This is a genomic window from Stenotrophomonas sp. SBJS02 (genome assembly GCF_020428325.2).
Taxonomy (GTDB): Bacteria; Pseudomonadota; Gammaproteobacteria; order Xanthomonadales; family Xanthomonadaceae; genus Stenotrophomonas; species Stenotrophomonas africana.
The window spans coordinates 3,334,284-3,359,163 of sequence record NZ_CP109812.1; the positions used below are offsets into that span (position 1 = coordinate 3,334,284).

Below are 24,880 nucleotides of genomic sequence, written 5' to 3' on the forward strand. Positions count from 1 at the left end.
GGAGTTTCCGCAGCACCGGCGCGTGCCAGAATCCGGCCATGGACAGTACCGCCACCACCGCCCTCGATGCCCGCGTCGAACGGGTCTGCCGCCACCTGCAGACCAGCCTCGACGAACCCTCACTGCAGGAACTGGCCGACATCGCCGGCTGCAGCCCGACCCGGCTGCACCGCCTGTTCAAACAGGCCACCGGGCTGACCCCGAAGCAATACGCCGCCGCGCTGCGCGCCGACCGCCTGCGCACCGGGCTGGAACAGCAGGAACGCATCACCGACGCCTTCCACGATGCCGGCTTCGGTTCCAGCGGGCGCTTCTACGAGAACGCACCGAAGTTGCTGGGCATGACGCCCAAGCAATGGCGCGCAGGTGGTCGCGGCGAAGTCATCCACTTCGCGCTTGCCGAAAGCTCACTGGGCAGCGTACTGGTGGCCAGCAGCGGGACCGGCGTGGTCGCGATCCTGCTCGGCGACGATCCGGAGACCCTGCTGCAGTCGCTGCAGCAACGCTTCCGCCAGGCCGAACTGGTCGCGCCGACCAGGGCTATGAGCAACTGGTGGCACAGGTCGTAGGCCTGGTCGAGGATCCTTCGCGGGGCGCCACGCTGCCGCTGGACATCCGCGGCACCGCGTTCCAGCAACGGGTGTGGCAAGCGCTGCAGCAGATTCCGCGCGGGCAGACCGCGTCGTATGCGGATGTCGCCGCGCGCATCGGCGCCCCGCGCTCGAGCCGTGCCGTAGCCCGCGCATGCGCAAGCAACCCGCTGGCGGTGGCCGTACCCTGCCACCGCGTAGTGCGTCGAGATGGCGACCTGTCCGGCTACGCCTGGGGCGTGGCCCGCAAGCGCGAACTGCTACGCCGCGAAAAGGCCTCGACTGCCTGAGGTGGGTGCCGACCTTGGTCGGCGCCCAGCTTCCGGTAGGTGCCGACCTTGGTCGGCACACCGCCAAGCCCTCAATCCAGCTTCACCACCAGCTTGCCGAAGTTGCGCCCCTGCAACAGCCCGAAGAACGCCTCCGGTGCATTCTCCAGTCCTTCCACCACATCCTCGCGGTACTGGATGCGGCCGTCGCGCAGCCACTGCGGCATCTCGCGTTCGAAGTCCGGCCACAGGTGGTTGAAGTCGTGCACGATGAAACCACGCACGGTCAGGCGCTGGCGCAGGATCTGGCTGAACAGCGCCGGCAGGCGGTCCGGACCGGGCTGCTCGACGCCGCGGTCGTTGTAGGTGGCAATGGTGCCGCATACCGGAATGCGAGCGAAGTCGTTGAGCAGTGGCAGCACCGCATCCAGTACATGGCCGCCGACGTTCTCGAAGTAGACGTCGATGCCCGCAGGCACCGCCGCGCGCAGCTGGTCCGCAAAATCAGCGGCGCGATGGTCCAGCGCCACGTCCACGCCCAGCGTCTGCAGGTAGGCACGCTTGGCCTCACCGCCGGCGATGGCGACCACGCGTGCGCCCTGCAGTTTGGCCAGCTGGGCCACGGTCGCCCCGACCGGGCCGCTCGCTGCGGCGACCACCAGCGTCTCGCCCGGCTTCAAACGGGCGATTTCATGCAGGCTGGAATAGGCAGTGAATCCGGGCATGCCGTACACGCCCAGCGCCGTGCTCAATGGCAGGCCGGCGGGATCGAGTCGACGTGCCAGCGCAGTCGCAGGCAGCACCGCGTGGGTCTGCCAGCCACCTGGCGCCAGCACCAGATCCCCCACCGCTACCCCTTCGGCATTGGACTGCAGCACCTCGGCCACGGTCTGACCCTCCATCACCGCGCCGACCGCCACCGGCGGGGCGTAGGACGGGCCTTCGTCCATGCGTCCGCGCATGTAAGGGTCCAATGACAGGTAGCGGTTGCGCAGCAACACTTCGCCCGGCCCGGGCGCCGGCAGCGTGGCCTGCTCCAGACGGAAATTGCCGGCGGTCGGTGCGCCCTGTGGACGCGAGGCCAGCACGATGCGGGAAGTAGTCGAAGAAGCGGTCATGGCGACGGACTCTGCTGTTGCCAGCATCAGGAAAGGAGCGTCGACACTACGCCGCTGCGGGCGGCGCCAGCGGCCACGAAAACAGCGTTCCATCGCCCGGACCGGCGCGGGTCCGGCGCAGCCCCTGCCCTTGCAGCTTTGGCGATGGCGGCGATCTGCTGATTTCCACCGCAGACGATTATCGACTGGTCACGCCCCGCCCCAGAACGGAGGATCAAGCACTTGCGAGCGTGCAGACGGCAATGTGAAGAAATCTTGGCAAAACGCTTGCCGAAGGCAGCCGACCTCCGTAATATACGCGTCCTTGGCAGCGACCTCGCTGCAACGAAACATGTGGCCGAGTAGCTCAGTTGGTAGAGCAGGGGATTGAAAATCCCCGTGTCGGCGGTTCGATTCCGTCTTCGGCCACCACTTTCGAAGGCCTGCAGAAATGCGGGTCTTTTTTTTTCCGGAAACCGGGTTTGATCACGGTTGCCACACAATTTGGCCGAGTAGCTCAGTTGGTAGAGCAGGGGATTGAAAATCCCCGTGTCGGCGGTTCGATTCCGTCTTCGGCCACCATCTTCAGAGACCTGCAGAAATGCAGGTCTTTTTTTTTGCGCGACCGTCCCTGCCGTCTCTGTAGTACCGTCCTTGGTTCACTGCATGGAGCACTGATGACATGGATGACACCCCCTCCCCGTCCCAACTACAGCAATCGCTGCGACGCCTGCAATGGCTGGTTGCCGGGCTGTCCGTATTGTTGCTTGGCTTGGCCGCAGTCACAGCCTGGCTGCTTTCGCAGCGCGATGCCGCATTACACGTCGATCATTTGAGCACGCGGCAGCTGCAGGTACTCGACGAGCACGGCGTGGTACGGGTGGAGATTGGCCAGGGCAGCGTAGAAGAAGGGCGACGAAGCCGCGCTGCCGGCATCCTGATTTTCGACGCTTCCGGCGCCGAGCGAGGCGGCCTGAGCACGTTCGAGGACAACAGCGTCGCTCTTGCTCTGGACGCCCCGAAGGGACAGGGCGAGGACCGGTGGCGGGACCGGGCCGGACTCCGTGTGGACGCCGACGGCTCCGCGCAACTGCTGCTGACCGACAATCTGACCCGCGGCGCAGTACGCCTGCATTCCAAGGGAACCGGCGGCGGAGGGCTGGACACCTTCAAATGGGATATGAGCAGCGGCACGTTGCATACGCGGACAATTACCTTTGACGGCGACGAGCGCAGTCAACGCCCGTTCGAGCAGTAGCCGCAACTGACGACGGCAATGGTGCCGGCGCATGGAACCTTTACACGCGCCCGTGGCCGCTCGCCTAAGCTCCAGACTCCTGCCTGGAGCCGCCCATGCATCTTCGCCCCGCCCTGCTCGCCTGCCTGCTGCTGGCCGCCTCCCCGGTGATCGCCGCCGAACCGGTGCGCGCAGTCGACACGCTGGACATCGATCGCTACGCAGGCCAGTGGCACGAGATCGCGCATCTTCCGGTGTCGTTCCAGAAGCAGTGCGTCGGCGAGATCACCGCCAACTACGGGCTGCGCCGCGATGGCCGCATCAGTGTCACCAATGCCTGCCGCAACGGCGACGGAGAACGTGTGGTTGCTGAAGGCGTAGCACGCCCGGTTGCCGGTCATCCCGGCCAACTGCAGGTGCGCTTCGTGCCGGACTGGCTGAGCTGGGTGCCGCTGGTCTGGGCCGACTACTGGGTGCTGGCACTGGACCCGGACTATCAGTGGGCGTTGATCGGCGAACCCGATCGAAAGTACCTGTGGATTCTTTCGCGCGTGCCGGAAATGGATCGCGCCCGATTCGAACAGCTGAAAGAAAAAGCCGAAGCCATGGGCTACGACCTCAAGCCGTTGCGCCTGATGGCCCCGCTGCGCGACACGCCCGCCAACTGAACCGCCCCGCATCCGGCGCACCACGCGCGCGCCATCCGGCGCCGCGCACGCCCGGCCGCCATCTTCACGCGCTACCCTCTGCGACGGGTCGCCACAGGCGATCCAAACGTCCATACGCCGTAGTATGCTTATCCAACGCACCCCTCCAGAGGACCTGCGCCCATGCTCCACCGTTTCCGTATCGCCTTGATCGTCCTGTGCACCCTCGCCGTTGTTGCCTGCAACAACGGCATCGTCAAGCGTGTTTCGGAACCGGCGGCCAGCCTGCAACAGCTGACCGTGCGCGCCGACGGCAACTGGACCGTGGCCCTGCGCCTGCAGAACTTCAGCTCGATGCCGATGACCTTCGATGACGTCGCGCTGGCGCTGACTGTCGGCGACAGCGACGCCGGCACGCTGCTGGCTAAGCCCGGTATCTCCATCGGCGGCACCTCGGCCGACGTCATCAATGTCGAACTCGTGCCCAGCTCGGCCGCACGCCTGGTGGTGGCCGACGCGCTGGCCGGCAACCGCACCCTGGCCTACGGCCTGAAGGGAACGGTGGCGGCCACGCCGCAGGAAAAGAAGCAGCGCAGCTTCGACATCAGCAGCCGCAGCACCCTCAACCAGGCCCCGGGCCTGCCCGGCGTGCTGCGCTGACCCCTCTTTCCGCGGCGGCGCCCGGCGCCGCTCTCCCCTGCCCTGATCAAATCGAGACGTACCGATGAGCAGCTACACCGCCCCGCTTTCCGACCTCCGTTTCGCCCTGCACGACGTGCTCAAGGTCGAACCCCTGTTCGCCCGCCTGGGCTTCACCGACGCCACCGCCGATGTGGTCGATGCCGTGCTGGAAGAAGCCGGCCGCTTCAGCGCCACCGTGCTGGCCCCGCTCAACAGCGTCGGCGACGAGATCGGCTGCGTGCTCGACCAGGCCACCGGTGAAGTGACCACCCCGCCCGGCTTCAAGCAGGCCTACGACCAGTTCGTCGATGGTGGCTGGACCGGCCTGACCGCCTCGCCAGAGCTGGGCGGCCAGGGCCTGCCGCACACCCTGGGCGTGCCGCTCAACGAAATGATCAACGCCGCCAACCTGGCCTGGGGCAACTTCCCGCTGCTGTCGCACGGCGCCATCGAAGCACTGAAGCAGCACGGCGAGGCCTGGCAGCACGACGCCTTCCTCAAGCCGCTGATCGAAGGCCGCTGGACCGGCACGATGTGCCTGACCGAACCGCACTGCGGCACCGACCTGGGCCTGCTCAAGACCAAGGCCGAGCCGAACGCCGATGGCAGCTACTCGATCACCGGCACCAAGATCTTCATCACCGCCGGCGAGCACGACCTGACCGGCAACATCGTGCACCTGGTGCTGGCCAAGCTGCCCGACGCCCCTGCGGCGCCAAGGGCATCTCGCTGTTCGTCACCCCCAAGTTCAAGGTCGGCCGCGAAGGCAACGTCGGCGAGCGCAACGCACTGCGCTGCGGCTCGATCGAGCACAAGATGGGCATCAAGGGGTCGGTCACCTGCGTGATGAACTTCGATGGCGCGCAGGGTTACCTGGTTGGCCAGCCGCACAAGGGCCTGCAGGCCATGTTCACCATGATGAACACCGCGCGCCTGGGTGTCGGCCTGCAGGGCATTGGCCTCTCCGAGCGTGCCTACCAGAACGCGCTGAAGTACAGCCGTGAGCGCCTGCAGTCGCGCGCCCTCAGCGGCGCCAAGTTCCCGGACAAGCCGGCTGACCCGATTCTGGTCCACCCGGACGTGCGTCGCATGCTGCTGACGGTGAAGTCGCTGGTCGAAGGCAGCCGCCTGCTGGCCCTGCACGCCGCCACCCTGATCGACGTTGCCCATCACGCCGAGGATGCCGCCGAGCGCGAGCGCGCCGACACTCTGGTGAGCTTCCTGACCCCGATCTCCAAGGCCTGCCAGACTGAATGGGGCATCGAGAACACCTACAACGCCCTGCAGTGCTTCGGTGGCCACGGCTATATCCGCGAACACGGCATGGAACAGCTGGCCCGCGACGCGCGCATCACTACGCTGTATGAAGGCACCACCGGCATCCAGGCGCTGGACCTGATCGGCCGCAAGACCGCGTCCAGCCAAGGCGCCGGCCTGAAGCTGATGCTGGCCGAGATCGAAGCCTTCGCCAAGGAACACGAGGGCAACGAAGCGCTGGCCGAGTTCATCGGCCCGCTGCGCGCCAAGGCCGCCGAATGGGGCAAGCTGACCCTGGACGTGCTGCAGCGCGCGGCCGGCAATCCGGACGAACTGGGCGCAGCCAGCTACGACTACCTGTTCTATTCGGGCTACGTGGTACTGGCCTACTGGTGGGCTCGCAGCGTGGCCGCCGCCGACGCCAGCGCGCACGGCGCCGCTTTCGCCCAGGGCAAGCGCGAAACCGCTCGCTTCTACTTCGCCCGCGTGCTGCCGCGCACCCTCAGCCATGCCGCCGCCATCCAGGCCGGCGCCGCCCCGCTGATGGCGATGGACGACGAGCGCTTCGGCGCCTGAGCCGGGCTGCCGCCCGGCACCTGCGGTAGTGCCGGCCGCTGGCCGGCAACCGCAACAGCCGGCTTCCTGCGGGATTTCGAGGTGGGTCCAATTGCGGGGGACGGCGCAAGTACGTCCCTGTAGCCTCGGTCGCCGCTTGCTCGTGTGCGCAGTCCTGCGCACACGGCAAGACCGGGGTTGGGCGTCCTGCCCAACCCGCCCGAGGCATGCCTCGGGCCCATGCGGCTCACGCCCCCGCAACCGGACCCACCCCGCCTTCGACAGATTTGTGCTGCTGGTAGGTGTCGACCTTGGTCGACACGGCAGATCCACGCCATGCGTGGATGGAAACCCCCGAAATCCCTCTGGAGAAGAGCCCCCTTTTGTTAAAGGGGGCGCGCCGACAGGCGCGGGGATTAGGAAGAATGCGCGGGCACCCCAGCGCGCCAACGGCGGGCTGGGGTGCTAAAGGGGGCGCGCCGACAGGCGCGGGGATTAGGAGGAATGCGTGGACCTGAATCATTGCGATTTGGCATCGCCCTCGGGGCGATACCCAAATCGCAATGATTCAGGTATAAGCTGTTCTCCCGATGGAGACAGACACTACACGCTTGGGTCTGATCGAAGCCGGAGCTCCGTTTTCTGCTCCGGGCGCCGAAGCATCGCCCAACGCCACGACGCTGCATCGCCCCGGCTCGGTCCGGCTGCTCTCGCTTGATGCCCACGGGCGCGTACTGGACTGGATCACCTGGCAGGACGCGGCGTGCCTCTACGCCCGCGAAGCCGTCGCCTGGACGCTCGGCGATCCCTGCCTGCACATCCACGGCGGCACCAACCGCTTCAGTGGCCTGCAGAGCGGGATGGACCTGCACCCGATCATCGCCGCCCGCGGCCACGCCCGCTCCCGCGCGATCGACCCGACGCCGAACCTGACCAACCCGGCCCTGTTCGCCCGCGACGCCCATCTATGCATGTACTGCGGCCAGCAGTTCAACCGCCCTACGCTCACCCGCGACCACGTCATGCCACTGTCCAAGGGCGGCCTGGACTGCTGGGAAAACGTGGTCACCGCCTGCTTCCACTGCAACTCGCGCAAGAGCGACCGCACCCCGCAGCAGGCCGGAATGCCGCTGCTGGCGGTGCCTTACCGGCCCAGCTGGATCGAACACCTGATCCTGTCCAACCGCAACATTCTGGCCGACCAGATGGCCTTCCTGAAGGCGCAATTGCCGAAGCGTTCAAAACTGAGCACCTGAATCGCTGAAAATGCAACCCTCACCGTCCTGTCACGGGCGGCGGCGTTTGCTTGCCCCACCCCCGTTTGAGGGCGAAAATGGGCGTTCAGAACAAGTGCGAACATGATGATCGACTCTGCCCGCTATCCCCGCCTCGCGCGCATCCAGACACCGGATGACCTGCGCACGTTCGACGAATCCGAATTGAGGGCGGTCGCCGACGAACTGCGCGCCTACCTCATCGAATCGGTGGGCAAGAGCGGCGGCCACTTCGCCGCCGGCCTGGGCGTGATCGAACTCACCGTGGCCCTGCACTACCTGTACCAGACCCCGCAGGACCAGCTGGTCTGGGACGTCGGTCACCAGACCTACCCGCACAAGATCCTGACCGGTCGCCGCGACGAGATCCACACCGTCAAGCAGAAGGACGGCGTAGCGCCGTTCCCGAAGCGTGAAGAGAGCGAGTACGACACCTTCGGCGTCGGCCATTCGTCGACCTCGATCTCGGCCGCGCTCGGCATGGCCATCGCCCGCCAGTCCGAAGGCGACAACCGCCAGGTCGTTGCGGTGATCGGTGACGGTGCAATGACCGCCGGCATGGCCTTCGAAGCGCTGATGCACGCCGGCGGCATGGAACCCGAGCCGAACCTGCTGGTGATCCTCAACGACAACAACATGTCGATCTCCGAGGCGGTCGGCGGCCTGACCAAGATGCTCGGCCGTGCCACCGGCAGCCGCACGCTCAATGCACTGCGCGAAGGCGGCAAGAAGATCCTCGGCGACAAGAAGAACAACCCCGCGCGCTTCGTGAAGCGCTGGGAAGAACACTGGAAGGGCATGTTCGTGCCCTCCACCATGTTCGAGGAAATGGGCTTCCACTACACCGGCCCGATCGACGGCCACGACATGCCCGCCCTGCTGTCCACGCTGAAGACGCTGCGCGCCTCCAAGGGCCCGAAGCTGCTGCACGTGATGACCACCAAGGGCAAGGGCTATGAGCCGGCCGAGGGCGACCAGATCGGTTACCACGCCGTCGGTCCGTTCGATCCGGACAAGGGCCTGGTGGCCAAGGCCGGTGCCAAGAAGCCAACCTACACCGATGTGTTCAGCGACTGGCTGTGCGATGCCGCTGCCGCCGAGCCGCGCCTGTACGGCATCACCCCGGCGATGCGCGAAGGCTCCGGCCTGGTGCGTTTCAGCAAGGAATACCCGCAGCGTTATTTCGACGTAGCGATCGCCGAGCAGCACGCGGTCACCCTCGCCGCCGGCATGGCGACCCAGGGTGGCAAGCCAGTGGTGGCGATCTACTCCACCTTCCTGCAGCGCGCGTACGACCAGTTGGTGCACGACGTGGCCATCCAGGACCTGGACGTGCTGTTCGCCATCGACCGCGCCGGTGTGGTCGGCCCGGACGGTGCGACCCACGCCGGCAACCTCGACCTGAGTTTCCTGCGCTGCGTGCCGAACATGGTGGTGATGGCGCCATCCAATGAAGCCGAGTGCCGCCAGATGCTCAGCACCGGCCTGCAGCACCCGGGCCCGGCCGCCGTGCGCTATCCGCGCGGCACCGGCACCGGCGTGGCTGCCGGCACCGATCTGTCCACCCTGCCGATCGGCAAGGGCGAGCTGCGTCTGCAGGGCAGTCGCATCGCCCTGCTCGCCTTCGGCAGCACCGTGGCCGCCGCCGAACAGGTCGGCCGCGAACTGGGCCTGAGCGTGGTCAACATGCGTTTCATCAAGCCGCTGGACCGCGAGCTGGTGCTGGCTGTCGCCGCCCAGCACGAGGGGCTGGTGACGATCGAAGACAACGTGGTGGCCGGTGGCGCCGGCTCCGGCGTCGGTGAGCTGCTCAATGCCGAAGGCGTGCTGCGCCCGATCCTGCACCTGGGCCTGCCCGACAGCTACCAGCACCACGCCAGCCGCGAGGACCTGCTGGCCGAAGCCGGCATCGACGCCGCAGGCATCCGCGCGGCGGTACTCAAGCGCTGGCCACAGCTGGGCGCAGGAACCCCACCGCTCAGCGCGGCAGGCTGAGGCCGATCACTAGATCACTACCCAGTGGATCCAGCATGGCGTGGATCCACTGCGGAACAGGGGTCGATCCACGCCATGCGTGGATAACGAGCTCCGGAAGCCCCAACCCTCAGCCGTAGCTGACCGCTTCCACGAACGCGCCGCTGGCCTCCACCCGCACCGCAGCGCGCTGCCCGGTGTCGACAAAGTGGAGGCGTGCAAGGGTTTCAGCGAAATCGTACGCCCGGGCACCATCGCGGAACTCGATCGGTTCCGGCCGGTCCGGGTGCAGCACGCGCCATTGGCGTTGCTCGCATTGCAGGCGGATCAACATGCAGCTCACTCCTTGAGGCAGCGTATCGACGGTAGCGGGACGGGCGTGCCGGTTACGGCAGACTTCATCACGAGGGATCAGGGGCACGCAGAGGTGCCCTGATCGCAGAAGATACGACGTTCAAAATGTGAGCTGTATCAGATTATTCTGATTTTCGAGTGGCGTACTCAATTCACCTGGAATTGCGCCCGGCAGCCGTCGCTGACCCAGATGCCACGACGGTCCCAGCCCCAGGTCTGGCCCTCGATGCAGGCGCTGCGTGAATCCTGGCGGACCAGGCGCACGCCACGACGGATGCGGGCATCGCAGTACTCCTGGCGGTGGCCATTGGAATGACAAGTGATCACCTCACCACCGCCCCAACCGTTTCCGTTTCCGTTGCCGTTGCCCCAGCCGCCTCCGTTGCCCCAGCCACCGCCACGACGATACTCGCCAACGAACTCGGCGCGACAGCCCTGGGTCACCCAGACGCCGTAGCGCGACTGGCCCCACGTCTCACCTTCCACGCAGGGTGAACCGGACAACTGGCGGATCATCCGCGCCCGGCCTTCAAGACGGCACTCGTTGCTGCGGTTCTTGATCGATTCGCAGCGCACGATGCCGCTGCCTTCGCGGCCGCCGTAGCGGTCATCGTCATAGCCGTAGCCATAGCTCTGCGCCTGGGCGCCACCCGCCGCCGCCAGCATTGGCAGCAGGGTGCAGGCCAGGGTGCGCCAGGTGAGTGCCTTGCCCATCGAGATCTCCAGATGAATACGATGGCGCAAGCATCCGGGATTCGCGGCACGGCGCACAGGGGGGCGCGTGACGGCGGTTTTTCCCCATTCAAACAACGCAACCGTAGCTGACTGCACCACGGCGGTCGGCGTCAGTCTCCGACGTGAAGGGCATCCACCGTGCTGCCGAGCGCCTCGACCCGCACCGTGCTGCGCTGGCCGGTGCGACGGTGGTGCTCGAGGGCCCGCGCCGCGGCGACATCGAAAGCCTCGGCGCCCCGCGCATAACGGGTGGCGTCATGCGCCTGCGGATCCAGCACGGACCAGTGCCGGGCGTTGCATTGAACGGTAATGACCATGAGGGGCTCCTGCGGTTGGAAGGATGCGACGGCAGGCGGACGGGCCACGTACCGGTACACCTTCAGGCTAGCGATCACCTCAGGGATGGCCCATCAGATTTGTACGAAAATGCCGCGCCCTCTGGTCAGCCCTTCCCTGCCCTCACATCCCTGAGCCCGTTTAGCCTGTTCTTTCCGTGATCCTTGTCACGGAGTCAGCAGAGCTTCACACTATCGTCACCAACAGGGGCCCCTTCCACATGCGCACCTTCTTCTCCCAGCAGCGTTGGACGCTGCTGAAGTTCTACTTCGTCGCCAGCTACCTCGTCCTGATCGAGGAACTGATCCGCGCCGCCCTGCACTGAGCACTTGCTGCCGTTTTTCCTGCGGCCGACACTGTTGCTTTAGGCACGGAGCTTCGCCGATGAAATCCCTTCTTCTGATTCCAGCCCTGCTGGTCCTGGCCGCCTGTGCCAGCCCGGACAAGGCGCCCACGCACGCCGAAGCGGCAGCCACGTCGCCAGCCACGCCGGTGGTCGGCGGTGATCGCGATGCGCATGGCTGCATCGGTTCGGCCGGCTACCAGTGGTGCGAGCACAGCCAGCGTTGTGAGCGCCCGTGGGAACTGGCGCAGGCGCAGGGCCTGGCGAATACCGCCGAAGCCATCGACGCCTATTGCGCAAAGCCGGCCAGCCCGGCGCGCAAGTGAGTCGCTTCCACCATGGCTGAGCTGAGAAGCCCGCTACCAACGCTGGCCCCGGGCCGCTACCGCCACTTCAAGGGCGGCGAGTACGAAGTACTCGAGATCGTCCGCAGCAGTGAGACCCTGCAACCGATGGTGCTGTACCGCGCGCTGTATGGCGAAGGTGGTCTGTGGGTACGCCCCTATGCCATGTTCGTCGAGCAGGTGCCGGGCGAGCACGGACCGCAACCGCGTTTCGCCCGCATCGACGCATGACGGTTCCGCTGCCGGTCCAGGCCGGCAGCGCGGTAACGCAGCGGGCCTGCGCTACAATCGTACCGTCCAGTCGGTTTCTTCCTGCCATGTCCGCATCCCCTTCCCGTTCGCGCCGCAAGGCGCCCGACAGCGTGCGCCAGTCACTGCTGCAGGCCACCATTGAAGTGATCGGCGGTCATGGCCTGGCCGCGCTGACCGTGCAGGACGTCGCGCAGGCCGCCGGTGTCAGCAAGGGTGCGTTGTTTCATCATTTCAGCAGCAAGCAGGCACTGGTGGATGAAGCCATCGGAGCGCTCATCGGCGAGTTCGAAGCGCGGGTACGTGCCCTGCTGCAGGAAAACCCCGAAGGCCATGGCCGTTTCAGCCGCGCTTATGTGCAGGCCAATTTCGAGCATCTGCTGCAGCAGGAACAGGACAACGACATCGGCCTGACCCTGGGCAACCTGATGGAGCCGGCCCTGCTGGCGCACTGGCGCGACTGGAAGCGCGCGATGCTGGCCGAGTTTCCCGGCGAGGCCACCGACCCTCGCCTGTACGCTGCGCGCTGTGCGGCGGATGGTTACTGGGCCACCGCTTACGGCCGGCCACTGGACGAAGAAGAGCGCATCAATGCACTGGCGATGGCCGAGCAGGCCCTGAAGCTGTGCGATCCTCTGTAAGCCGGAGCCCGCGATGAATCCCTACGCCTATCTCGCCGCCGCGATCGTGCTGGAAGTGATCGCCACGTCGCTGCTGAAGGCCTCCGACGGTATGAGTCGACTGGCGCCGACACTGGGCGCGCTGGTCGGCTACGGACTGTGCTTCTACCTGCTGTCGGTGACCATGAAGTCGATCCCGACCGGCATCGCCTACGCCATCTGGTCCGGCGTCGGCATCGTGCTGATCTCGCTGATCGGGCTGGTGGTGTTCAAGCAGCGCCTGGATGCACCGGCGTTGATCGGCATCGGCCTGATCTGCGCCGGCGTACTGGTAATCAACCTGTTCTCGCGCAGCAACGCACACTGAGCACGCTGCTGCGCGACACACGCTAGCTGACCTTCTTCGCTACGGTCATGCCGAGCAGGAACAGCACCACCGCGATGATGATGCCGGCCCAGAACAGGAACTTGGCGATGCCGACCGCAGCGCCGGCAATGCCGCCAAAGCCGAGCACGCCGGCAATGACGCCGATGATGGCGAAGATGATGGCCCACTTGATCATGTCAAACCTTTCCCCGCAGGGACTGCGTACTGGATGATCAAGCTAGGCCGTAGCCGATGCCGCAGTCGTGAACAGGCCGCGTGCGCGGCGTGAATCAACGCGGACGGAAGCGCAGCAGCGCGACGGCAAACGCCAGGAACACGCTGCCCACCAGCCGCTCGAACCAGCGTCGTGCGAACGGCTTGGCCAGCCAACGGCGCAGGCCATGGCCACCGGCTGCATACATTACGTACCAGAACAGTTCGCAGGCGGCGAAGGTGGTCACCAGCACGCTGTACTGCAGCGCCTGGCCACGGGACGGATCGACGAACTGCGGCAGGAACGCCGCCGCGAACAGCAGCAGCTTGGGATTGCTCAGACCCACCAGAAGGCCGCCACGGAACACCTTCCACGCGCCCAGCGACGCCGCAGCCGGCAGCGCGGCATCGACCGTCACCGGTGGTGCTGGCCGGCAACTGTCACGCCATGCCTTCAGGCCCAGCCAGGCCAGATAGGCCACGCCCAGGTAACGCAGCACCTCGAACAGCATCGGCGAGGAATGCAGCAACGCACTCAGGCCCGCTGCGGAGGCCGCCAGCACCAGCAGCATCGCCAGCAGGCAGCCGGCCATCGCCGGCACGCTGCCGCGGAAGCCGAGCCCGACGCTGCGGCCGAGGATATGCAGCATGTTCGGCCCCGGCGTGCCACACAGAACGAACACCGTGGCGAGGAACCACCACCAGGTATGCAGGGCCATAGCGCACATCCACTTCAGAAGACCCAACCAGCATAGAGTGCGCCTGCAGCGCGCGGCACATACAGCACAACATGGATACGGTGGTTACAGATCGCCGGCATCGGCAACCGGGCACCATCTGTGCTGCAATGAAGGTTCCTGGCTTGGAGCTGTGCATGAAAACCCTCGGCCTGATCGGCGGCATGAGCTGGGAAAGCTCGGCCCAGTACTACCGGCTCATCAACGAGGACGTGCGGCAGCGCCTCGGTGGCGCACATTCGGCACAACTGCTGCTGTGGTCGGTGGATTTCGCCGGCATCAAGCAGTTGCAGCATGACGGCGACTGGGCTGCACTGGGCGACCACATGGTTGACGCCGCACGGCGCCTGCAGGCCGGTGGCGCCGATCTGCTGCTGGTCTGCACCAATACCATGCACAAGCTGGCTGACCGTATCGAGGCAGCCTGCCCACTGCCGCTGCTGCATATCGCCGACCCCACCGCCCAGGCCATCGTGCAGGCCGGCGCACGCAAGGTGGGCCTGCTTGGCACCGCCTTCACCATGGAGCAGGACTTCTACCGCGGCCGGCTGCAGGATCGCTTCGGCCTGGAGGTGCTGGTGCCCGGTGCCGATGACCGGTGCAGCGTGCACGACATCATCTACCAGGAGCTGATTGCCGGCGTGGTCAGCGAGCAGTCACGACAGATCTATGCGGGCGTGATCGCGCGACTGGTGGCGCGCGGCGCCGAAGCAATCATTCTTGGCTGCACCGAGATCATGCTGCTGGTACGCCCGGAGCACAGTGCAGTGCCGCTGTTCGATACCACTGCCCTGCATGCGCGGGCTGCGGTGGACGCAGCACTGGCTTGAATCGCTGCGCGCCGGAGCGCGGAATCAGTCCGCGCCCTGCACTTCCAGCGCGGTGATCAGCCACTCGACCACCGCCTGTGAATCGCACAGGAAGAAGATGGCGTCACCGGAGCGCGCTTCGGTAAGCAGCCGATAGACCGTGATCGCCACCGCCGACTGGTTGGCGATGAACACTTCCGGGCTGCGCGGCCCTTCACTGTGCCCGGCAACGGCATGCAATGCCTTGCGCGCAGCCACGGTGGCAGCCGGGTCCGCGCTACGGGTCAGTTCCGGCCCGCGCAGGCCCCAGGCGATGAACACATGCTTGCCCTTGAACGTAGTGTCCAGGACCCGCACCTCGGCGCCACCTGCGTCGGCCGAGCGATGAATGACGGTACTGCTGATCAACGCAACCCCCTGTGGTCGTCGTGGTCCGCGCATCCTCCCCCACAGGCCGCCCGCACACCAGTGACGGCAGCCACAGGCTGCGCCGACCGACGTGGGAGACATGTAAGAAGGTGTAAACCGATGCGATCGGATGTGCAGCGATGATACGGGATGTAAGCCTCTGCATGGGCCCGTGCGCACTACTAAATCCCTACTGAGCCAGTTCCGGAACGATGCGTTCCGACGGTCCCATGCTGGGTCATTCTTGCCGCCCGAATCCCCGCTCGAGGCTCCCCATGACCCTTCGCCCGCTGCTGCCGATCACCGGCGCCGCCCTTGCCCTGCTGCTGGCCGCCACCGCCGTGGCGCCCAGGACTACGACGCTGATCACATTCCAGCGCTGCGCTGCGAATCCCAGTTCAACAAGACCGAGCAATGCCCCATCGAGGGTCCGATGCGTCTGGCCAGGCAGCTGTCGGTGACCCGTTGCGTGGAAGACCAGAACTGGGGCCAGAGCCGGCGCATGCTGTGGGTGACCGATGGCTGCCGCGCCGAGTTCGTCGCCGACGAACATGGCCGCTGGCCGGGTCGTGGCCGCGGCCGTGATCGCGACAACGAGGGTGAACGCCTGGTCTGCGAGTCCTACGAGAACAAGGACAAGGAGTGCCGGATTCGCGTGCGTCACGAGGTGCGGCTGGTCAAGCAGAAATCGGTGACGACCTGCATCGAGGACCGCAACTGGGGCTGGGACCGCCGCGGCGTGTGGGTCAGCGACGGCTGCCGTGCCGAGTTTCGTGTGTATTGACTGCCGACCACACGCTGGCTGTGGCGGATGCGCAGATACGGCCGACGTGACCGATAGACTGGGCGCACCCAGCCCTGGAGCCTTCGATGCTGCCGCCCGCCCCCTCCTCGACCATGCTGTATATCCGCGAGGCGATGCCCGACGACGTTCCCGCGCTGATCGCGCTCGACAGCGTTGCGGCCCACGATCCGCGACGGGCACGGCAGATCCCCGACTGGCTGGCCGGCGGTGGCGTGCATGTGCGCGAACGGGCCGGCCAGCTGGCCGGTTACCTGGTCATCCACCATCACTTCTTCGGCGAAGCCTTCGTCGAGATGCTGATGGTGGCGCGCGAACAACGCAGCCAGGGCGTGGGTGCCGCCCTGCTGCGGCATGCCATCGCGCTACAGGGCCAAGGCAAGCTGTTCACTTCGACCAATGCCTCCAATACCGCTATGCAGCGCCTGCTCGCCGCCTCGGGTTTCATCGACAGCGGCATCGTGCATGGACTGGACGAAGGAGATCCGGAGTTGATCTACCGCTTTGCCGGCAGCTGACCGAGATATGCGGCCACCTTGGCCTCCAGCAGGTCCATCAACAGCGGATCCATGCAGCGATAGTCGTCGGCGATGTCCAGGCAATGCAGGCGCTTGTGTTCCAGCAGGCGCGCGTATGCGGCCTGCAGGCGATGCTGGTGCTTGGCTTCCATCACGAGGATGACATCGGCCCAGCGGATATCCGCCGGACCGATGGGGCGTCGTGCATGCGGGCTGGTGCCGGCCGACAGCGCGGCGAAGCCGGGCCGCCGTCGCCACATGGCTTCGGCGGTCGGGCTGCGCAGCTGGTTGCGGCTGCAGACGAACAGCAGGTTGATCATTCCTGTTCCTGCAGTTGGCGGGCACTGAGGACCGGATAGGTGAAACCCAGCTGGCGTGCACGCGCGAGCTTGGCATCGCGCGTATACAGCAGCTTCCAGTTCTTCTCGGGCTTGTAGCTGTACGCGGTCGTGGCGCGGTCGCCACCGCGGTTGCGGGCCTGGCTGCGGCGCCAGGCACGGTTTCTTGCAGATTCCATGATGTGTTCTCGTGAGTACCGGGTTCAGCAGCCGCGGTAGTACGAGTGGCGCGCAGCATACACCGCACGCACAAAAAAGCCCACGCATCGCTGCGCGGGCTTCTTGATTCATCACAGTGGTCGGGACGGCCGGATTCGAACCGACGACCCTCTGCCCCCCAGGCAGATGCGCTACCAGGCTGCGCTACGCCCCGACTGATGCTGCGATGTGCCCGCCAGTGCGGCGGGCCGTGAAGTATAGCGGATTACGATGGAAATGGGATCAGCGGCGCAACAACTGCAGCACTTCTTCCAGCTCCATGCGTACCTGCTTGATGATCTGGTTGCTCAGCGCCGATTCCTCGCGGGCATCGGGGCCGTCCAGACGCAGGCGTGCACCACCGATGGTGTAGCCCTGTTCGTACAGCAGGCTGCGGATCTGCCGCACCATCAGCACGTCATGGCGCTGGTAGTAGCGGCGGTTGCCTCGGCGCTTGGCCGGCTCAAGGCTGGGAAACTCGGTTTCCCAGTAGCGCAGGACGTGCGGCTTGACGTCGCACAGCTCGCTGACTTCACCGATGGTGAAGTAGCGCTTGGCCGGGATCGGCGGTAGTTCGCGGTTACTGCCCGGATCCAGCATAAGCTTCCACCCTCTCCTTGAGCTTCTGGCCCGGACGGAAGGTGACCACCGTACGGGCGGAAATCGGAATTTCCTCGCCGGTCTTGGGGTTACGGCCCGGGCGCTGGTTCTTGCGCCGCAGATCGAAATTACCGAAGCCCGACAGCTTCACCTGACGTCCCTGTTCCAATGCTTCACGCAGCACATCGAAAAACGCGTCGACGAATTCCTTGGCTTCCCGCTTGTTCAGACCGACTTCGTCGAACAGCTTCTCCGCCATCTCCGCCTTGGTCAATGCCATTGCCTGCTACCCCCGAGTGCTGCCCGCTCAGCCGCGGATCCGGGCGTGATGTTCACGCTCGATGGCAGTGACCGCCTCGGCCACCACCGCATCCACGTCGCGGTCCGTCAGAGTGCGCGACTTGTCCTGCAAAATCAAGCCCATAGCGAGACTCTTGAACCCCGGCTCGACACCCTGACCGACGTAGCGGTCGAACAGGTTCAGGTCGCGCAGCAGCGGGCCGGCGGCCTGGCGGACGGTGGCGGCCAGGTCGGCCCAGGCCACCTGTTCAGGCACCAGGAATGCCAGGTCGCGACGCACCGCCGGGAAGCGCGACAGCTCGCCGGCACGCGGCAGGCGACGGGCGGTCAGCGGCTCCAGGTCCAGCTCGAAGGCGTAGACGTCGGCTTCGATGTCCATTGCCTTGGCCAGGCGCGGGTGAATCTGACCGATCCAGCCGATCGCCACGCCATCGCGGAATACGTCGGCTGAACGCACCGGGTGGCCATAGGGTCGGGCCGACGGGCGGAACGCCAACTGCGCGCCACTGGCGGCCGCCAGCGATTCCAGGTCGCCCTTCAGGTCATGGAAGTCGACCTTGCGGGTCGGCAGGCCCCACTGCACCGCCTGCGCCTCGCCGCAGACCGCAGCGGCCACACGCGGGGTTTCCAGCGGTGCCGGTTGGCCGTCTCCGGCCTGCTGGGCGAACACGCGGCCGAGCTCGAACAGGCGCACGCGGCCCAACTGGCGGGCAGCGTTGCGGCCCAACGTGGCGACCAGGCCCGGCAGCAGCGACGGGCGCATCACTGCCAGTTCGGCCGACAGCGGGTTGGCCAGCGGGACCAGGCCGTCGCGCAGCTTCCACTGGGTCAGCAGCGCGTCGTCGACGAAGGCGAAATTTACGGTTTCCTGCTGGTCACGGGCGATCAGCTGGCGGCGCACGCTCAGCGCGTCCAGCTGCGTCTCGCTCGGCATCGCCACGCGCGAGGCACCGCCCGGCAGCGTGGTCGGGATCTGCTCGTAACCGTGGATGCGGGCCAGTTCCTCGATCAGGTCCTCTTCGATGGCGATGTCGAAGCGGCGGCTCGGCGCGACCACCTGCCAGCCGTCGGCGGTGGCGACCACGTCCATGCCCAGCGCGCGCAGGATGCGCTCGACTTCAGCATCGTCGATGGTGATGCCGAGCACGCGGGTGATGCGGGCGCGGCGCAGCAGGATCGTCGCCGGCTTCGGCAGGTCATCGGCGCGCACGGCCTCGGTGACCGGCGCCGGGGTACCACCGGCCAGTTCCAGCACCAGGCGGGTGGCGTATTCGATGGCGGTGCGCGGCAGCGCCGGGTCGACGCCGCGCTCGAAGCGATGGCCGGCATCGGTGTGCAGGCCCAGTTTGCGGCCACGGCCCATGATCGCGGCCGGCGCAAAGTGCGCGGCTTCCAGGAACACGTCGGTGGTGGCGTCGGTGACGCGGGTGTCGAAGCCGCCCATCAGGCCAGCCAGGCCGACCGCACGGTCAGCGTCGGTGATCACCAGGAAGCTGTCGTCCAGCGCAGCATCGCGGCCGTCCAGCAGCTTCAGCGTCTCGCCCGCGCGCGAACGACGCACGGCGATGCTGCCCTGCAGGGTGCCGAGGTCGTAGGCGTGCATCGGCTGGCCCAGCTCCAGCATCACGTACTGGGTGATGTCGACCAGCAGCGAGACCGGGCGCACGCCGCTGCGGCGCAGGCGCTCGGCCATCCACAGCGGGGTCTTGGCAGCGGCGTTGACGCCTTCGATGACGCGGCCCAGGTAACGCGGCGCTTCCGCGCCAGCGTCGAGCTGGATGGCCAGCTCACGGCTGCCGACCGCCGGAATGGCGCCGGCCGCGAAGTCCAGCACTTCGCTGCGGGTGGCGGCGGCGACGTCGTAGGCGATGCCGCGCAGGCTGAAGCAGTCGGCGCGGTTCGGGGTCAGCTTGATCTCGATGCTGGCGTCCGGCAGGCCGAGGTACTCGACCAGGGTCTGGCCCACCGGTGCATCGTCCGGCAGTTCCAGCAGGCCGGAGGCATCATTGTCCAAGCCCAGCTCCTTGGCCGAGCACAACATGCCGTTGGACTCGACGCCGCGCAGTTTGGCTGGCTTGATCTTCAGTTCGCCGATCTGCGCCCCGACCATCGCCAGCGGCGCGACCAGGCCCGGGCGCGCGTTCGGCGCACCGCAGACGATCTGCAGCAGCTCGCCCTGCCCGGCATCGACCCTGCACACCTGCAGGCGGTCGGCTTCCGGATGGCGTACTGCGTCGACGATGCGTGCCACGACCACGTGATCGAGGCCTTCGCCCAGCGCAGTCACCTCTTCCACTTCCAGACCGATGGCGGTCAGCACCGCGCTCAGTTCATCGCGCGAGGCGGAGGTCGGGACGTGGCTGCGCAGCCAGTTTTCGGAGAATTTCATGGTGTCACCCTGGTGGGCCCGGCGCATGCGCCTGGGCCTGCGAATTTAGGAGCAGCCGAGCATGGCTCGGCTCTACATGGTTGCGGCTTATGCGAACTGCTTCAGGAACCGCACGTCGTTCTCGAAGAACGCGCGCAGATCGTTGACGCCGTAGCGCAGCATCGCGAAACGCTCCACGCCCATGCCGAAGGCAAACCCGGTGTAGCGCTCCGGATCGATGCCGACATTGCGCAGCACGTTCGGATGCACCATGCCGCAGCCGAGCACTTCCAGCCAGCGGGTGCTGCCATCGGGCTGCTGCCAGGCGATGTCCACTTCCGCGCCCGGTTCAACGAACGGGAAGTAGCTGGGGCGGAAGCGCATTTCGAAGTCGCGCTCGAAGAACGCGCGAACGAACTCGGCCAGCGTGCCCTTCAGGTCGGCGAAGGTCGAATGCTCGTCCACCAGCAGGCCTTCCACCTGGTGGAACATCGGCGAATGGGTCTGGTCGCTGTCGCTGCGGTACACCTTGCCGGCGGCGATCATGCGCAGCGGCGGAGCGTGGTCGCCCATGTAGCGCACCTGCACACCGGAGGTATGCGTGCGCAGCAGGCGGCCGTCGCCGAAGTAGAAGGTGTCGTGCATGGCCCGCGCCGGGTGGTGCGGCGGGAAGTTCAGCGCCTCGAAGTTGTGCCAGTCATCCTCGATCTCCGGCCCTTCCGACAGCTCGTAGCCCAGCCGGCCGAAGATGCCGGTGATGCGCTCGAGGGTGCGGGTGATCGGATGCAGGCCAGCACGGTCGCCGTTGCGGCCCGGCAGAGTGATGTCGATGGCTTCGGCGGCCAGGCGCGCATCCAGTGCCGCGTCTTCCAGCAGCGCCTTGCGCTCGCCCAGCGCGCGGGTCAGCGCGTCGCGGGCCTGGTTGATCGCTTCACCGGCGGCCTTGCGCTCGTCGGCCGGCAGGGCGCCGAGCTGCTTGAGCTGCGAGGTGATGCTGCCACTCTTGCCAAGCAGGGCCACGCGCAGCTGTTCCAGCACGTCGGGGCTCTGTGCGGCGGCCACATCGGCCAGCGCCTGGGTGGTGAGGGATTGGATGTCGCTCATGGGGGGCCGGAACTCCAGTCGATCTGCCATCGCGATGCGCGAAGGGCCGACCCCTGTCGCCACCGCCGTCCCCGCGCTGCCGCCATGGCCTCGCCGGGACCCAAAAAAGAATGGGGAAGGACTTGCGCCCTTCCCCATGCATTGCCTTGACCTGACACCGTTCCGAGTGAACGGTTACGGCATCGGGAAGGACTTATGCCGCCAGCGCGCCCTTGGCCTTTTCGGCCAGCGCGGCAAAACCGGCTGCGTCGTGCACGGCGATGTCAGCCAGGACCTTGCGATCCAGGGTGATGCCGGCCTTCAGCAGACCGTTCATGAAGCGGCTGTAGCTCAGACCGTTGATGCGGGCAGCCGCATTGATACGGGTGATCCACAGCGAACGGAAGTTGCGCTTCTTCTGCTTACGGCCGATGTAGGCGTACTGCTGTGCCTTGATGACCGCCTGCTTGGCGACGCGGAAGACCTTGCGACGGGCGTTGTAATAGCCCTTGGCGAGATCCAGAATCTTCTTGTGGCGGCGACGCGCCTGTACGCCACGCTTAACTCGTGCCATTTTTCAGTTCCTCAGAGGTAAGGGAGCATGCGGTCCAGACGGCCTGCGTCTTCTGCACGGACATGGCCCGTCTGACGCAGATTACGCTTACGCTTGGTCGCTTTCTTCGTGAGGATGTGGCTACGGTTGGCGTGGCCGCACTTGTACTTGCCCGAGGCGGTCTTGCGGAAACGCTTGGCCGCTGCCCGGTTGGTCTTGATCTTGGGCATTGCAATGTCCTTGATGGGATATGACCCTGGTTTCTGACTGATCTGGCGGCGGCCTGGGCCGCTCTTTCCGTCCTGCCATGATCGGCGTACGACCCGTCCTGGGTGGGTCGAGCCGGGCATGATACAGGCAAAACCGCCCTGCCACCAGCCCCTGCAACCCTTTCGCCGGCAATTCACCGGCCTGCCGCAAAAGCAAAGGGACGCCAATGGCGCCCCTTTGCCCTGAACCATTCAGCCAGGCGCCCCGGAAGGCGGCCCGTCAGGCCTCAGGTCTTCTTCTTCGGCGCGATCATCATGACCATCTGACGCCCTTCCAGGCGCGGACGGGATTCAATGACGATGTCCTCGCCCAGATCGGTCTCGATCCGGTTGGCCATTTCGCGACCCAGTTCCTGGTGGCTCATTTCACGGCCACGGAAACGGATGTTGACCTTGATCTTGTCGCCTTCTTCAAGGAACCCGCGCATCTTGCGCAGCTTGATCTGGTAGTCGCCCTCGTCCGTGACCGGACGGAACTTCACTTCCTTGATCTCGACCTGCTTGGTCTTCTTCTTGGCCTCGCTGGCCTTCTTCTGCGCTTCGAACTTGAACTTGCCGAAGTCCATGATCTTGCAGACCGGCGGATCGGCCTGCGGCTGGATTTCGACCAGGTCCAGGCCTTCATCTTCGGCCATGGACAGCGCTTCGTCGCGCGACAACACGCCGATCATTTCACCGTCACTGCCGATCACGCGGACGCGCGGCACACGGATTTCCTGATTCTTGCGGTTCTGTTTGTTGTCAGGGGTGCTGATATTACGTTCTCCCAAGGGTATCGAACCGGTCCGGGTGCCTGTGCCCCCGGACCGGACCTTTGCTTACGCGCCCTCGGCCTGGAGCCGCTCGATGAAGGCCTGCAGGCTCATGCTGCCCAGGTCTTCGCCAGAACGCGTACGCACCGCCACAGCCCCATTCTCCTTCTCGCGGTCACCAATGACCAGCAGGTAGGGCACGCGCTGCAACGTATGCTCACGGATTTTATAGCCGATCTTCTCGTTACGCAAATCCGAGCTGACGCGGAAGCCTTGCTCCGCAAGGGTTTTGGTCACGCCCGAGACGTAGTCGGCCTGGGCGTCGGTGATGTTGGCCACCACCACCTGGGTCGGCGCCAGCCAGGCCGGGAACTGGCCGGCATGGTGCTCGATCAGGATGCCCAGGAAGCGCTCCATCGAGCCGACGATGGCGCGGTGCAGCATGACCGGATGCTTCTTCTGGCTGTTTTCGTCCACGTACTCGGCGCCGAGGCGGCCCGGCATCATGAAGTCGACCTGCATGGTGCCCAGCTGCCAGGTACGGCCGATGGCATCCTTCAGGTGGTACTCGATCTTCGGGCCGTAGAAGGCACCCTCGCCCGGCAGCTCCTGCCATTCCACGCCACAGGCGGACAGTGCCGAACGCAGTGCGCCCTCGGCCTTGTCCCAGGTGGCATCGTCGCCCAGACGCGATTCCGGACGCAGCGCGATCTTGATCTGGATCTCATCGAAACCGAAGTGCTGGTAGACCGCCAGCGCCTGCTGGTGGAAGGCAGTCACTTCCGACTCGATCTGGCTCTCGGTGCAGAACACGTGGCCGTCGTCCTGGGTGAAACCACGCACGCGCAGGATGCCGTGCAGCGCGCCGGACGGCTCGTTGCGGTGGCAGGAACCGAACTCACCGTAGCGGATCGGCAGGTCGCGGTAGCTGTGCAGGCCCTGGTTGAACACCTGGATGTGGCCCGGGCAGTTCATCGGCTTGACCGCGTAGGTGCGCTTCTCCGACTCGGTGAAGAACATGTTGTCCTGGTAGTTGTCCCAATGGCCGGACTTCTTCCACAGGCTCACGTCCAGGATCTGCGGGCAGCGCACTTCGCCGTAGCCGCTGTTGCGGTAGACCTTGCGCATGTACTGCTCGACCACCTGCCACAACGCCCAGCCCTTCGGGTGCCAGAACACCAGGCCCGGCGCTTCTTCCTGCAGGTGGAACAGGTCCTGCTGCTTGCCGATGCGGCGGTGGTCGCGCATCTCGGCTTCTTCGATGCGCTTGATGTACGCCTCGAGCTGCTTCTTGTCGGCCCAGGCGGTGCCGTAGATGCGCTGCAGCTGTTCGTTCTGCGCGTCACCGCGCCAGTAGGCGCCGGAGATGCGGGTCAGCTTGAAGGCCTTCAGGAAGCGCGTGTTCGGCACGTGCGGGCCGCGGCACATGTCCACGTATTCCTGGTGGTAGTACATGCCCATCGCCTGGATGTCGTCGGACATGTCCTCGATCAGGCGCAGCTTGTAGTCCTCGCCACGGGCCTTGAAGATCTCGATCACTTCGGCGCGCGGCGTCACCTTCTTGATGACGTCGTAGTCCTGGGCGATCAGCTCGCCCATGCGCTTCTCGATCGCCGCCATGTCGTCCGGGGTGAACGGGCGCTCGGAGTAGATGTCGTAGTAGAAGCCCTCGGCGATCACCGGGCCGATCACCATCTTCACGTCCGGGTACAGCTGCTTGACGGCGTGGCCGACCAGGTGGGCGCAGGAGTGGCGGATGATCTCCACACCCTCCTCGTCCTTGGCGGTAATGATGCGCAGGCTCGCATCGTGGTCGATGACGTCGCTGGCATCGACCAGCACGCCATCCACGGCACCGGCGATGGTGGCCTTGGCCAGTCCGGCGCCGATCGACTGGGCGACCTGCATGACGCTGACGGGGTTTTCGAATTCGCGGCGGCTGCCGTCGGGAAGAGTAATGTTGATCATCGCAGTGGCTTCGTGCGGGGCCCGCTGAGCGGGCT

Annotated in this window: 28 protein-coding genes, 3 tRNA genes and 3 pseudogenes; 16 read left to right on the forward strand and 18 right to left on the reverse strand. The window is 66.0% G+C overall.

Features of this window, described 5'->3' with window-relative positions; translation table 11 throughout:
• The first annotated feature begins 38 nt into the window (after positions 1-38).
• Positions 39-880 (forward strand): annotated as a pseudogene (locus tag FQS62_RS15495) (methylated-DNA--[protein]-cysteine S-methyltransferase).
• Positions 881-951: 71 nt separating this feature from the next.
• Here FQS62_RS15495 and FQS62_RS15500 read toward each other — a convergent pair.
• Positions 952-1,977 (reverse strand): NADPH-dependent curcumin/dihydrocurcumin reductase, encoded by a 1,026-nt coding sequence (locus FQS62_RS15500; protein ID WP_208043061.1) that lies wholly within the window; start codon positions 1,975-1,977, stop codon positions 952-954.
• Between the two features lie 335 nt (positions 1,978-2,312).
• On the opposite strand from FQS62_RS15500, the gene FQS62_RS15505 reads away from it, so the two are divergent.
• The 8 genes and pseudogenes from FQS62_RS15505 to dxs all read left to right on the forward strand — a co-directional run bounded on the left by FQS62_RS15505 (position 2,313) and on the right by dxs (position 9,602).
• A tRNA-Phe gene (locus FQS62_RS15505) sits at positions 2,313-2,388 on the forward strand.
• Positions 2,389-2,462: 74 nt separating this feature from the next.
• Positions 2,463-2,538, forward strand: a tRNA-Phe gene (locus FQS62_RS15510).
• 100 nt (positions 2,539-2,638) lie between these two features.
• The gene (locus FQS62_RS15515) at positions 2,639-3,214 is read left to right on the forward strand and encodes a hypothetical protein (RefSeq protein WP_164159137.1); all 576 of its coding nucleotides are present in this window, start codon (positions 2,639-2,641) and stop codon (positions 3,212-3,214) included.
• 95 nt (positions 3,215-3,309) lie between these two features.
• Positions 3,310-3,861 (forward strand): lipocalin family protein, encoded by a 552-nt coding sequence (locus tag FQS62_RS15520; RefSeq protein WP_208043060.1) that lies wholly within the window; start codon positions 3,310-3,312, stop codon positions 3,859-3,861.
• Between the two features lie 162 nt (positions 3,862-4,023).
• Positions 4,024-4,500: an LEA/WHy family protein gene (locus FQS62_RS15525; RefSeq protein ID WP_208043059.1), complete on the forward strand. Its 477-nt coding sequence runs from the start codon at positions 4,024-4,026 to the stop codon at positions 4,498-4,500.
• 64 nt (positions 4,501-4,564) lie between these two features.
• Positions 4,565-6,354 (forward strand): annotated as a pseudogene (locus tag FQS62_RS15530) (acyl-CoA dehydrogenase C-terminal domain-containing protein).
• Positions 6,355-6,923: 569 nt separating this feature from the next.
• The gene (locus FQS62_RS15535) at positions 6,924-7,589 is read left to right on the forward strand and encodes an HNH endonuclease (RefSeq protein ID WP_019336875.1); all 666 of its coding nucleotides are present in this window, start codon (positions 6,924-6,926) and stop codon (positions 7,587-7,589) included.
• A gap of 105 nt (positions 7,590-7,694) precedes the next feature.
• Positions 7,695-9,602, forward strand: coding sequence for a 1-deoxy-D-xylulose-5-phosphate synthase (gene dxs, locus FQS62_RS15540; protein WP_049445810.1), 1,908 nt, complete (start codon positions 7,695-7,697; stop codon positions 9,600-9,602).
• 109 nt (positions 9,603-9,711) lie between these two features.
• Here the strand turns inward: dxs and FQS62_RS15545 are convergent, their stop codons facing one another.
• The 3 genes from FQS62_RS15545 to FQS62_RS15555 all read right to left on the reverse strand — a co-directional run bounded on the left by FQS62_RS15545 (position 9,712) and on the right by FQS62_RS15555 (position 10,987).
• The gene (locus tag FQS62_RS15545; protein ID WP_005417823.1) at positions 9,712-9,915 is read right to left on the reverse strand and encodes a hypothetical protein; all 204 of its coding nucleotides are present in this window, start codon (positions 9,913-9,915) and stop codon (positions 9,712-9,714) included.
• Between the two features lie 167 nt (positions 9,916-10,082).
• Positions 10,083-10,649, reverse strand: coding sequence for a DUF3011 domain-containing protein (locus FQS62_RS15550; protein ID WP_005414052.1), 567 nt, complete (start codon positions 10,647-10,649; stop codon positions 10,083-10,085).
• A 131-nt stretch (positions 10,650-10,780) separates the two neighbouring features.
• Entirely contained in the window at positions 10,781-10,987 is a 207-nt protein-coding gene (locus tag FQS62_RS15555; protein WP_057502001.1) for a hypothetical protein, read from the reverse strand.
• Positions 10,988-11,390: 403 nt separating this feature from the next.
• Between FQS62_RS15555 and FQS62_RS15560 the strand changes: the two genes are divergently transcribed.
• From FQS62_RS15560 to FQS62_RS15575, 4 genes are all read left to right on the forward strand, one after another.
• Positions 11,391-11,675, forward strand: coding sequence for a hypothetical protein (locus FQS62_RS15560; RefSeq protein WP_049445791.1), 285 nt, complete (start codon positions 11,391-11,393; stop codon positions 11,673-11,675).
• Between the two features lie 12 nt (positions 11,676-11,687).
• Positions 11,688-11,924 carry a DUF1653 domain-containing protein gene (locus tag FQS62_RS15565; RefSeq protein WP_208042900.1) on the forward strand — a complete coding sequence of 79 codons (237 nt, stop codon included), beginning with the start codon at positions 11,688-11,690 and terminating at the stop codon, positions 11,922-11,924.
• Positions 11,925-12,010: 86 nt separating this feature from the next.
• Positions 12,011-12,583, forward strand: coding sequence for a TetR/AcrR family transcriptional regulator (locus tag FQS62_RS15570; RefSeq protein WP_088480185.1), 573 nt, complete (start codon positions 12,011-12,013; stop codon positions 12,581-12,583).
• Between the two features lie 13 nt (positions 12,584-12,596).
• A complete protein-coding gene (locus FQS62_RS15575; protein WP_154349409.1) occupies positions 12,597-12,929 on the forward strand; it encodes an SMR family transporter in 333 nt (110 codons plus the stop codon).
• A gap of 22 nt (positions 12,930-12,951) precedes the next feature.
• Here the strand turns inward: FQS62_RS15575 and FQS62_RS15580 are convergent, their stop codons facing one another.
• Entirely contained in the window at positions 12,952-13,125 is a 174-nt protein-coding gene (locus FQS62_RS15580; RefSeq protein WP_006380555.1) for a DUF1328 domain-containing protein, read from the reverse strand.
• Positions 13,126-13,219: 94 nt separating this feature from the next.
• On the reverse strand, positions 13,220-13,861 hold the full coding sequence (locus FQS62_RS15585; protein ID WP_106468705.1) for a LysE family translocator: 642 nt from the start codon (positions 13,859-13,861) through the stop codon (positions 13,220-13,222).
• 155 nt (positions 13,862-14,016) lie between these two features.
• On the opposite strand from FQS62_RS15585, the gene FQS62_RS15590 reads away from it, so the two are divergent.
• Positions 14,017-14,709 (forward strand): aspartate/glutamate racemase family protein, encoded by a 693-nt coding sequence (locus FQS62_RS15590; RefSeq protein WP_208042901.1) that lies wholly within the window; start codon positions 14,017-14,019, stop codon positions 14,707-14,709.
• A 24-nt stretch (positions 14,710-14,733) separates the two neighbouring features.
• Here FQS62_RS15590 and FQS62_RS15595 read toward each other — a convergent pair whose 3' ends face one another.
• Positions 14,734-15,129 (reverse strand): hypothetical protein, encoded by a 396-nt coding sequence (locus tag FQS62_RS15595; protein WP_012511691.1) that lies wholly within the window; start codon positions 15,127-15,129, stop codon positions 14,734-14,736.
• Between the two features lie 242 nt (positions 15,130-15,371).
• On the opposite strand from FQS62_RS15595, the pseudogene FQS62_RS15600 reads away from it, so the two are divergent.
• Positions 15,372-15,880 (forward strand): annotated as a pseudogene (locus FQS62_RS15600) (DUF3011 domain-containing protein).
• Positions 15,881-15,966: 86 nt separating this feature from the next.
• Complete coding sequence (locus FQS62_RS15605) at positions 15,967-16,416, forward strand: GNAT family N-acetyltransferase (RefSeq protein ID WP_208042903.1); 450 nt, start codon at positions 15,967-15,969, stop codon at positions 16,414-16,416.
• On the opposite strand, the gene FQS62_RS15610 is transcribed toward FQS62_RS15605, so the two are convergent.
• The 11 genes from FQS62_RS15610 to thrS all read right to left on the reverse strand — a co-directional run bounded on the left by FQS62_RS15610 (position 16,395) and on the right by thrS (position 24,845).
• Positions 16,395-16,736 carry a low molecular weight protein tyrosine phosphatase family protein gene (locus FQS62_RS15610; RefSeq protein WP_049445773.1) on the reverse strand — a complete coding sequence of 114 codons (342 nt, stop codon included), beginning with the start codon at positions 16,734-16,736 and terminating at the stop codon, positions 16,395-16,397. The two genes, FQS62_RS15605 and FQS62_RS15610, sit on opposite strands and share 22 nt — an antisense overlap.
• Positions 16,733-16,933 carry a hypothetical protein gene (locus FQS62_RS15615; RefSeq protein WP_014037933.1) on the reverse strand — a complete coding sequence of 67 codons (201 nt, stop codon included), beginning with the start codon at positions 16,931-16,933 and terminating at the stop codon, positions 16,733-16,735. The genes FQS62_RS15610 and FQS62_RS15615 overlap by 4 nt, the downstream gene beginning before the upstream one ends.
• Before the next feature lie 117 nt (positions 16,934-17,050).
• Positions 17,051-17,127, reverse strand: a tRNA-Pro gene (locus FQS62_RS15620).
• Positions 17,128-17,195: 68 nt separating this feature from the next.
• Positions 17,196-17,552, reverse strand: coding sequence for a MerR family transcriptional regulator (locus tag FQS62_RS15625; protein WP_005410431.1), 357 nt, complete (start codon positions 17,550-17,552; stop codon positions 17,196-17,198).
• The gene (locus FQS62_RS15630; protein WP_005410432.1) at positions 17,533-17,832 is read right to left on the reverse strand and encodes an integration host factor subunit alpha; all 300 of its coding nucleotides are present in this window, start codon (positions 17,830-17,832) and stop codon (positions 17,533-17,535) included. Before FQS62_RS15630 ends, FQS62_RS15625 begins: the two co-directional genes overlap by 20 nt.
• 27 nt (positions 17,833-17,859) lie before the next feature.
• Positions 17,860-20,241, reverse strand: a complete 2,382-nt coding sequence (pheT, locus tag FQS62_RS15635; protein WP_208042904.1) for a phenylalanine--tRNA ligase subunit beta — start codon at positions 20,239-20,241, stop codon at positions 17,860-17,862.
• An 87-nt stretch (positions 20,242-20,328) separates the two neighbouring features.
• Complete coding sequence (locus tag FQS62_RS15640; protein ID WP_005417865.1) at positions 20,329-21,324, reverse strand: phenylalanine--tRNA ligase subunit alpha; 996 nt, start codon at positions 21,322-21,324, stop codon at positions 20,329-20,331.
• Positions 21,325-21,517: 193 nt separating this feature from the next.
• Complete coding sequence (rplT, locus tag FQS62_RS15645) at positions 21,518-21,877, reverse strand: 50S ribosomal protein L20 (RefSeq protein ID WP_005410435.1); 360 nt, start codon at positions 21,875-21,877, stop codon at positions 21,518-21,520.
• 11 nt (positions 21,878-21,888) lie between these two features.
• Entirely contained in the window at positions 21,889-22,086 is a 198-nt protein-coding gene (gene rpmI / locus FQS62_RS15650) for a 50S ribosomal protein L35 (RefSeq protein ID WP_005410436.1), read from the reverse strand.
• Positions 22,087-22,352: 266 nt separating this feature from the next.
• Positions 22,353-22,880, reverse strand: a complete 528-nt coding sequence (infC, locus tag FQS62_RS15655; protein ID WP_075076340.1) for a translation initiation factor IF-3 — start codon at positions 22,878-22,880, stop codon at positions 22,353-22,355.
• A gap of 63 nt (positions 22,881-22,943) precedes the next feature.
• Complete coding sequence (gene thrS / locus FQS62_RS15660; protein WP_057502008.1) at positions 22,944-24,845, reverse strand: threonine--tRNA ligase; 1,902 nt, start codon at positions 24,843-24,845, stop codon at positions 22,944-22,946.
• Between the last annotated feature and the right edge of the window lie 35 nt (positions 24,846-24,880).

What these genes read in the sequence shown, in the direction of transcription:
- FQS62_RS15590 (WP_208042901.1), top strand. Translation starts at nt 14,017, where the DNA reads ATGAAAACCCTCGGCCTGATCGGCGGCATGAGCTGGGAAAGCTCGGCC.
- FQS62_RS15520 (WP_208043060.1), top strand. Translation starts at nt 3,310, where the DNA reads ATGCATCTTCGCCCCGCCCTGCTCGCCTGCCTGCTGCTGGCCGCCTCC.
- FQS62_RS15525 (WP_208043059.1), top strand. Translation starts at nt 4,024, where the DNA reads ATGCTCCACCGTTTCCGTATCGCCTTGATCGTCCTGTGCACCCTCGCC.
- FQS62_RS15570 (WP_088480185.1), top strand. Translation starts at nt 12,011, where the DNA reads ATGTCCGCATCCCCTTCCCGTTCGCGCCGCAAGGCGCCCGACAGCGTG.
- FQS62_RS15550 (WP_005414052.1), bottom strand. Translation starts at nt 10,649, where the DNA reads ATGGGCAAGGCACTCACCTGGCGCACCCTGGCCTGCACCCTGCTGCCA.
- FQS62_RS15615 (WP_014037933.1), bottom strand. Translation starts at nt 16,933, where the DNA reads ATGGAATCTGCAAGAAACCGTGCCTGGCGCCGCAGCCAGGCCCGCAAC.
- FQS62_RS15535 (WP_019336875.1), top strand. Translation starts at nt 6,924, where the DNA reads ATGGAGACAGACACTACACGCTTGGGTCTGATCGAAGCCGGAGCTCCG.
- FQS62_RS15500 (WP_208043061.1), bottom strand. Translation starts at nt 1,977, where the DNA reads ATGACCGCTTCTTCGACTACTTCCCGCATCGTGCTGGCCTCGCGTCCA.
- FQS62_RS15515 (WP_164159137.1), top strand. Translation starts at nt 2,639, where the DNA reads ATGGATGACACCCCCTCCCCGTCCCAACTACAGCAATCGCTGCGACGC.
- FQS62_RS15575 (WP_154349409.1), top strand. Translation starts at nt 12,597, where the DNA reads ATGAATCCCTACGCCTATCTCGCCGCCGCGATCGTGCTGGAAGTGATC.
- thrS (WP_057502008.1), bottom strand. Translation starts at nt 24,845, where the DNA reads ATGATCAACATTACTCTTCCCGACGGCAGCCGCCGCGAATTCGAAAAC.
- pheT (WP_208042904.1), bottom strand. Translation starts at nt 20,241, where the DNA reads ATGAAATTCTCCGAAAACTGGCTGCGCAGCCACGTCCCGACCTCCGCC.
- FQS62_RS15560 (WP_049445791.1), top strand. Translation starts at nt 11,391, where the DNA reads ATGAAATCCCTTCTTCTGATTCCAGCCCTGCTGGTCCTGGCCGCCTGT.
- rplT (WP_005410435.1), bottom strand. Translation starts at nt 21,877, where the DNA reads ATGGCACGAGTTAAGCGTGGCGTACAGGCGCGTCGCCGCCACAAGAAG.
- dxs (WP_049445810.1), top strand. Translation starts at nt 7,695, where the DNA reads ATGATCGACTCTGCCCGCTATCCCCGCCTCGCGCGCATCCAGACACCG.
- FQS62_RS15545 (WP_005417823.1), bottom strand. Translation starts at nt 9,915, where the DNA reads ATGTTGATCCGCCTGCAATGCGAGCAACGCCAATGGCGCGTGCTGCAC.
- rpmI (WP_005410436.1), bottom strand. Translation starts at nt 22,086, where the DNA reads ATGCCCAAGATCAAGACCAACCGGGCAGCGGCCAAGCGTTTCCGCAAG.
- FQS62_RS15580 (WP_006380555.1), bottom strand. Translation starts at nt 13,125, where the DNA reads ATGATCAAGTGGGCCATCATCTTCGCCATCATCGGCGTCATTGCCGGC.
- FQS62_RS15585 (WP_106468705.1), bottom strand. Translation starts at nt 13,861, where the DNA reads ATGGCCCTGCATACCTGGTGGTGGTTCCTCGCCACGGTGTTCGTTCTG.
- FQS62_RS15555 (WP_057502001.1), bottom strand. Translation starts at nt 10,987, where the DNA reads ATGGTCATTACCGTTCAATGCAACGCCCGGCACTGGTCCGTGCTGGAT.
- FQS62_RS15605 (WP_208042903.1), top strand. Translation starts at nt 15,967, where the DNA reads ATGCTGCCGCCCGCCCCCTCCTCGACCATGCTGTATATCCGCGAGGCG.
- FQS62_RS15610 (WP_049445773.1), bottom strand. Translation starts at nt 16,736, where the DNA reads ATGATCAACCTGCTGTTCGTCTGCAGCCGCAACCAGCTGCGCAGCCCG.
- FQS62_RS15630 (WP_005410432.1), bottom strand. Translation starts at nt 17,832, where the DNA reads ATGGCATTGACCAAGGCGGAGATGGCGGAGAAGCTGTTCGACGAAGTC.
- FQS62_RS15595 (WP_012511691.1), bottom strand. Translation starts at nt 15,129, where the DNA reads ATGCGCGGACCACGACGACCACAGGGGGTTGCGTTGATCAGCAGTACC.
- FQS62_RS15625 (WP_005410431.1), bottom strand. Translation starts at nt 17,552, where the DNA reads ATGCTGGATCCGGGCAGTAACCGCGAACTACCGCCGATCCCGGCCAAG.
- FQS62_RS15640 (WP_005417865.1), bottom strand. Translation starts at nt 21,324, where the DNA reads ATGAGCGACATCCAATCCCTCACCACCCAGGCGCTGGCCGATGTGGCC.
- FQS62_RS15565 (WP_208042900.1), top strand. Translation starts at nt 11,688, where the DNA reads ATGGCTGAGCTGAGAAGCCCGCTACCAACGCTGGCCCCGGGCCGCTAC.